Below are 5,913 nucleotides of genomic sequence, written 5' to 3'. Positions count from 1 at the left end.
GCTGGACGGCGCGGCTGTGGGCGGCCACGCGCCCGGCGGCCGCCGCAGGCTCCCCCCGCGGCGCCCCCCGCGCCGCCCCACGAGGACCGCCATGAGCACCCAGGACAACTGGTACATCGAGCATTTCGGGCCGACCGGTTCGGCCATCGGCTACCGGATCGAGGCCAAGCTCGACGAGGTGCAGTCGCCGTTCCAGAAGATCGAGATCTACAGGACCACCGACTGGGGCAACCTGATGCTGATCGACGGCGCGGTGATGCTCACCAGCCGCGACAACTTCCTGTACCACGAGATGATCAGCCACCCGGCGCTGTTCACCCATCCGGAGCCGAAGCGGGTGGTGATCATCGGCGGCGGCGACTGCGGCACCCTGCGCGAGGTGCTCAAGCACCCGGGCGTGGCCAGAGCGACCCAGTGCGACATCGACGAGCAGGTCACGCGCATGGCCGAGAAGTACTTCCCGGAGCTGTGCGAATCCAATGCGGACCCGCGTGCCGAGCTGCTGTTCGACGACGGCGTGGCCTACATGGCCAACTGCCCGGCCGGCAGCGTGGACGTGGTGATCGTGGATTCCACCGATCCGGTCGGCCCGGCCGAGGGCCTGTTCAACAAGGCCTTCTACGCCAGCTGCTTCCGCGCCCTGAAGGACGACGGCATCCTGGTCCAGCAGAGCGAGTCGCCGCTGGCGCAGCTGGAGCTGATCCGCGCCATGCGCGCGGAGATGGCCAAGGCCGGCTTTTCCAGCTTCAAGACCCTGCCGTTCCCGCAGCCGTGCTACCCGACCGGCTGGTGGAGCGCGACCCTCGCGCGCAAGGGCCGGGACTTCGGCTTCCGCGAGGCCGCGGCCGAGGCCAAGCCGTTCGCCACCCGCTACTACACCGCCGCCCTGCACCGGGGCGCGCTGGCGACCCCGCCGTTCATGGCCGAGGCCCTGGAAGGCGTCCGAGGCTGAACGGCAGCCCACCGGTGGGGCGTCCCCGGACGCCCCGCACAGGCCCTGTTTAACAGACCGTTAGAAGAATGTTATCGCCCCTGCAACGCAGTGGGCGATCGCCGGGGTTTTCCGCGCGCCGGCGCGGGCCTAGGCTCCCCCTCCCCCACAGCCGACCGCCGTCCTGCGGGACGGCGCCCCCAAGCCGATGAACACGCTGTCGCTGCCGGTGCGCATGCCGGCCCAAGACGCCACCACGCGCGTGCTCAAGCGAGGCGAGCGCCTGCTCGAGCCGGACGTGTACCTGCTGCCCATGCACGGCGTGCCGGCCGTGGTGAAGGACTACGGCCGCTACCGCCGCACCCCGCTGGCGCCGCTGGCGCGCATGCTGGTGCGCCGCGAGGCACGCACCCTGCGCCGCCTGCGCGGCTGGCGGCACGCGCCGCGGCTGATGGGCCGCGTCGGCGGGCTGGCCCTGGCCATGGAGTTCGTGCCCGGCCGGCCGCTGTCCGAAGGCCAGGGGGACGACGGCACCCTCCGCCGCCTGCGCGGCGCGCTGGCCGGCCTGCACGCCCACGGCTACACCCACAACGACCTGCATCCGGCCAACGTGCTGGTGGACAGCGAGCGCGTGGTCCTGCTGGACTACACCGCCGCGCTGCGGGTACCGCGCTGGCTGCGCCGCGCCCCGCTGCTGCGCGAGCTGCGCCGCAGCGACCTGGCCAACGTGCTGAAGATCGAGCAGCGCATCACCGGCCGCGCCCTGGCCGGCCGCCACGCCTCGGTGATGGCCGCACCGCGCTGGGTGACCGCGGTGCGCGACGTCTGGAAGCGCTTCTACCACCGCTTCAAGGGCCGCACCGCCTGACCCGCGCCAGGCGCGGCCCGCGGGTGCGCCGCCTCACAGCGCGTCGGCGTCCAGCTCGCCGGTGCGGATGCGCACCACCCGGCCCAGGTCGTACACGAACACCTTGCCGTCGCCGATCTTGCCGGTGGCCGCCGCCTTGACGATGGCCTCGACCACGTCCTCGACCTGCTCGTCGGTGACCGCGACCTCGATCTTCACCTTGGGCAGGAAGTCCACGACGTACTCGGCACCGCGGTAGAGCTCGGTGTGGCCCTTCTGCCGGCCGAAGCCCTTGACCTCGGTGACGGTGATGCCGGCGATGCCGATGCTGGCCAGCGCCTCGCGCACGTCGTCCAGCTTGAACGGCTTGATCACGGCCATGACCATCTTCATTCCGGCACTCTCCCACGGATGCACACCGGAAAAGGATACCGTGCGGCGCTTGCCACGCGGATGCGCCTTCCGGTCCAATGAGGCCCCGCGCTCGGAGATTTCCGACGGCGCCCAGCCCGGCGGCCCGATGCCGCGCCCCGCGCCTCCGGCGCACACTGTCTGTCCACCGGAGGATCCCATGATCGACCCCAAGCACATCGACGACCTGGCCTGCCGCCTCGGCGAGCTGCTGCCGCCGGGCCTGCGCGAGTCGGGCGAGGAACTGCAGGCCGGTTTCCGCGGCGTGCTGCAGGCCGGGCTGGCGCGGCTGGACCTGGTGACCCGCGAGGAGTTCGACGTCCAGCGTGCGGTGCTGCTGCGCACCCGCGAGAAGCTGGAGGCGCTGGAACGGACGGTGGAGGCGCTGGAAGCGCGGCTGCGCGGTTCCGGCGACGCCGCCCCGCACTGACGCCCGGGCCATGGGCCTGGCGCTGGTGCACAGCCGCGCCCGTGCCGGCATCCACGCCCCGCCCGTGCAGGTGGAGGTCCACCTGTCCGGCGGCCTGCCCTCCACCCAGATCGTCGGCCTGCCGGCCGCGGCGGTACGCGAAGCGCGCGACCGGGTGCGCGCGGCAATCCTCTGCGCCCATTTCGTCTACCCGCAGCGGCGCATCACCATCAACCTGGCGCCGGCCGACCTGCCCAAGGACGGCGGCCGCTTCGACCTGCCCATCGCCCTGGGCATCCTGGCCGCCAGCGGCCAGATCGAGCGCGACGCCCTGGCCGATTGCGAGTTCCTCGGCGAGCTGGGCCTGACCGGCGAACTGCGCCCGGTGGACGGCGTGCTGCCGGCCGCCGTGGCCGCGGCGCGCGCCGGCCGCCGCCTGGTGGTGCCGGCCGCCAGCGGCGCCGAGGCGGCACTGGTGCGCGGGGCGGAGACCTACACCGCGCGCACCCTGCTGGAGGCCTGCGCCGGGCTGCGCGGCCAGGCGCTGCCACGCGCCGTGGCCGCCCCCGCCGCAGCCGCCGCGGCGGTGCCGGACATGGCCGACGTGCGCGGCCAGGCGCAGGCGCGACGGGCGCTGGAGATCGCCGCCGCCGGCGGCCACCACCTGCTGATGTGCGGCCCGCCCGGCTGCGGCAAGACCCTGCTGGCCTCGCGCCTGCCCGGCCTGCTGCCGGAGGCCAGCGAGGAGGAGGCGCTGGAGACCGCCGCGGTGGCCTCGGTCAGCGGCCGCGGCGTGGACCCGGCGCGCTGGCGCCAGCGCCCCTGGCGCGCACCGCACCACGGCGCCAGCGCCGTGGCCCTGGCCGGTGGCGGCAGCCCGCCGCGCCCGGGCGAGATCTCGCTGGCGCACAACGGCGTGCTGTTCCTGGACGAGCTGCCGGAATGGCGCCGCGCCGCCCTGGAGGGGCTGCGCGAGCCGCTGGAGTCCGGCCGCATCCCCGTCTCCCGCGCCGGACGCAGCGTCGAGTTTCCGGCCCGCTTCCAGCTGGTGGCGGCGATGACCCCCTGCCCGTGCGGCTGGGCCGGCGATCCGTCCGGCCGCTGCCGCTGCACCCCGGACATGGTCCGCCGCTACCGCGACCGCATCTCCGGGCCGCTGCTGGACCGCATCGACCTGCACCTGCACATGGCGCGGCTGCCGCCGGCGGCGTTGCGCCCGGACGCCCCGCCCGGCGAACCCAGCGCCGCCATCCGCGCCCGGGTGGAGGCGGCACGCGCCCGCCAGCAGGCCCGTGGCGCCCTCAACGCCCATCTGGACACGGCCGCGCTGGCCCGGCATTGCCGCCTTTCCGGCGCCGACCAGACGCTGCTGGAAAAGGCCGTCGAACGCCTGCGCCTGACCGCGCGCGGCCTGCACCGCGCCCTGCGCGTGGCCCGCACCATCGCCGACCTGGAGGGCAGCGAGGCCATCGCCACCGCGCACCTTGCCGAGGCGCTGGGCTACCGCGTGCCGGACCCGGCCGGCGAAGGCTGAAGGCACCCGCGGCAACGGCCGCGCCTCACGGCTCCCAGACGGCGCCCTGCGGGTCCAGTTCCATGGTCTCCATGACCGGAGCGCGCCAGCCGAATCCGCAGATGGCCAGCACGCCCTCGTTCATGGGATCCAGGCCAAACACCGCGTCCAGACATGCCTCGTTGATCGCGCAGGTCACGTAGGCCGCAAGCCCTGCCTCGGTGGCGGACAGGTACAGCGTCTGTGACAAGTGGCCGGCCTCCATCACCACCGCACGGTAAGCCTTGGCGTGGTGGCGGTATTTCCAGAAGTTGCGCGCATAGCGTGGTGCCATCGCCGCCAGTACATGCGCACCGGCAAACCATGTCTGGCCGGCCAAAGCCCGCAGCACCAATCCATCCAGCGGTTCTTCCGGATCGGGGAGCCGACGCAGCACATGTGACACCGGATCGTAGTGGTACAGCCCACTGTCCAGTCCATCGACCCGGCGCACGATCAGGTAGGCCTCCACCGGATGCAGGCCACCTCCGGACGGGCTGTTCTTCTTGAGGAACACGGTGTCCGTGGTCACGCGGACCTGCCCCTGCGCGGCAAACACGCGGTGCAGCACCTGCGACAGCAGGGACAGGGGGAGCGGGCGTGCCTGGTCGAAGTTGCGGCAGGTGACCCGGCGCCGCAGAAGCCGGTCGAAGGACGTCTCCGCCGGGGGCGGCAGCGGCACCGCATCGCCCGCGTGCGGAGGGACGATACGCTCCGGCGGGGGCGGCCCCAGCAACCTCCGCAACTGCGTGGCCGTTTCCGTGCCGGCCTGGCGCATTGCCACGGTGGTGTCCACATCGCTCCAACGGGTCAGACCGTGGGCCAGCGCCGCCATGGGATGCCACCAGGTCGCGCGCAGCGCCTCGTCACGCGCCCGCATGTGCGCGTGTCCGGGGGCGTCACTGATGGCCAGTCCCACCTCCAGCAGGGCCGGGAGCACCTGGCGGACGGGCTCCGGCAGCACATCGGCCTCGACCCAGCGCTCCGGGCTGAGCTCGGCCAGCGCATCACGCGCCGCGGCATCAACCTCGACCTCCCGGCCCAGGTGCGGCGCCAGTGCCAGCCAGCGGCGGCGGTGCGCCACGCCGTCACCACCGGCCAACAGCCCTTCGAGGTCGAAGACGGCCTCTTCCCGCGGCTCGAAACAGACCACCTTGCAGCGACGCACGCGCATTCGCGCCCCCCCAAAACCCGTTTGCTCCTGTAAGCTCCCCCAGCCACGCTGGCAAGGGGGAATCGCCATGTCGAACCAGAATCCCGGGGGCCGACCGGCCCCGCTCACGCCCGAGGTTGCCGATCGCCTTCTGGAACTGCTGGCCAGCGACGACCAGTTCCGCGACCTGTTTGCCCGGGACCCGGCCGCTGCCCTGATCCAGGCCGGGCATCAGGCCAATGCCGACGACCTGGCCACGCTGAAGCGCCAGCTGAAGGTGCGGCAGCTTGCGCCCAAGGAGGCCATCGCGGCCGCGCGTGATGAAATACGGGCCTCGCTCACCTCGGCCCTGGCCATGCAGCCGATCCAGCTGGATACCGGCGCTGCGGACTAGGGAAGGTCTGAACAACCCGCTCTGCCGCCCGGATTGCGGCATCGTGGCGCCGGCCTGGCGTCGCTTTCGAGCCGGATTTCGCCCGTGCGGGGCGGTTTTTGGCGGGTTTCCCCGCCTTACGGACGCACTGCTCCCGTCGTCGGCAACAAACGCCGGCGCGCCATCCACAGGTTCGACAGCGCGAACAGCGTCAGCACCTGCGCCGCGTTCTTCGCC

At 72.9% G+C, this 5,913-nt stretch carries 7 protein-coding genes; 5 read left to right on the top strand and 2 right to left on the bottom strand.

Annotated features, from left to right (window positions below; translation table 11 throughout):
- Nucleotides 1–91: 91 nt before the first annotated feature.
- Entirely contained in the window at nucleotides 92–952 is an 861-nt protein-coding gene (gene speE, locus CR938_RS13635) for a polyamine aminopropyltransferase (RefSeq protein ID WP_162125520.1), read from the top strand.
- A gap of 187 nt (nucleotides 953–1,139) precedes the next feature.
- Nucleotides 1,140–1,799 carry a BUD32 family EKC/KEOPS complex subunit gene (locus tag CR938_RS13630; protein WP_162125519.1) on the top strand — a complete coding sequence of 220 codons (660 nt, stop codon included), beginning with the start codon at nucleotides 1,140–1,142 and terminating at the stop codon, nucleotides 1,797–1,799.
- Between the two features lie 33 nt (nucleotides 1,800–1,832).
- Here CR938_RS13630 and glnK read toward each other — a convergent pair whose 3' ends face one another.
- Entirely contained in the window at nucleotides 1,833–2,171 is a 339-nt protein-coding gene (gene glnK / locus CR938_RS13625; RefSeq protein ID WP_162125518.1) for a P-II family nitrogen regulator, read from the bottom strand.
- 178 nt (nucleotides 2,172–2,349) lie between these two features.
- Here glnK and ubiK point away from each other — a divergent pair, with 178 nt between their 5' ends.
- Complete coding sequence (ubiK, locus tag CR938_RS13620) at nucleotides 2,350–2,619, top strand: ubiquinone biosynthesis accessory factor UbiK (RefSeq protein ID WP_162125517.1); 270 nt, start codon at nucleotides 2,350–2,352, stop codon at nucleotides 2,617–2,619.
- 10 nt (nucleotides 2,620–2,629) lie between these two features.
- Nucleotides 2,630–4,132: a YifB family Mg chelatase-like AAA ATPase gene (locus tag CR938_RS13615; RefSeq protein ID WP_162125516.1), complete on the top strand. Its 1,503-nt coding sequence runs from the start codon at nucleotides 2,630–2,632 to the stop codon at nucleotides 4,130–4,132.
- 25 nt (nucleotides 4,133–4,157) lie between these two features.
- On the opposite strand, the gene CR938_RS13610 is transcribed toward CR938_RS13615, so the two are convergent.
- On the bottom strand, nucleotides 4,158–5,324 hold the full coding sequence (locus CR938_RS13610; RefSeq protein WP_162125515.1) for a putative peptide maturation dehydrogenase: 1,167 nt from the start codon (nucleotides 5,322–5,324) through the stop codon (nucleotides 4,158–4,160).
- A gap of 67 nt (nucleotides 5,325–5,391) precedes the next feature.
- On the opposite strand from CR938_RS13610, the gene CR938_RS13605 reads away from it, so the two are divergent.
- On the top strand, nucleotides 5,392–5,697 hold the full coding sequence (locus CR938_RS13605) for an NHLP-related RiPP peptide (RefSeq protein ID WP_162125514.1): 306 nt from the start codon (nucleotides 5,392–5,394) through the stop codon (nucleotides 5,695–5,697).
- Nucleotides 5,698–5,913: the final 216 nt, after the last annotated feature.

Source organism: Pseudoxanthomonas taiwanensis, from assembly GCF_010093135.1.
Lineage (GTDB): Bacteria > Pseudomonadota > Gammaproteobacteria > Xanthomonadales > Xanthomonadaceae > Pseudoxanthomonas > Pseudoxanthomonas taiwanensis.
This window is presented reverse-complemented; position numbering and strand designations above follow the sequence as displayed.

What these genes read in the sequence shown, in the direction of transcription:
- speE (WP_162125520.1), top strand. Translation starts at nt 92, where the DNA reads ATGAGCACCCAGGACAACTGGTACATCGAGCATTTCGGGCCGACCGGT.
- CR938_RS13630 (WP_162125519.1), top strand. Translation starts at nt 1,140, where the DNA reads ATGAACACGCTGTCGCTGCCGGTGCGCATGCCGGCCCAAGACGCCACC.
- glnK (WP_162125518.1), bottom strand. Translation starts at nt 2,171, where the DNA reads ATGAAGATGGTCATGGCCGTGATCAAGCCGTTCAAGCTGGACGACGTG.
- ubiK (WP_162125517.1), top strand. Translation starts at nt 2,350, where the DNA reads ATGATCGACCCCAAGCACATCGACGACCTGGCCTGCCGCCTCGGCGAG.
- CR938_RS13615 (WP_162125516.1), top strand. Translation starts at nt 2,630, where the DNA reads ATGGGCCTGGCGCTGGTGCACAGCCGCGCCCGTGCCGGCATCCACGCC.
- CR938_RS13610 (WP_162125515.1), bottom strand. Translation starts at nt 5,324, where the DNA reads ATGCGCGTGCGTCGCTGCAAGGTGGTCTGTTTCGAGCCGCGGGAAGAG.
- CR938_RS13605 (WP_162125514.1), top strand. Translation starts at nt 5,392, where the DNA reads ATGTCGAACCAGAATCCCGGGGGCCGACCGGCCCCGCTCACGCCCGAG.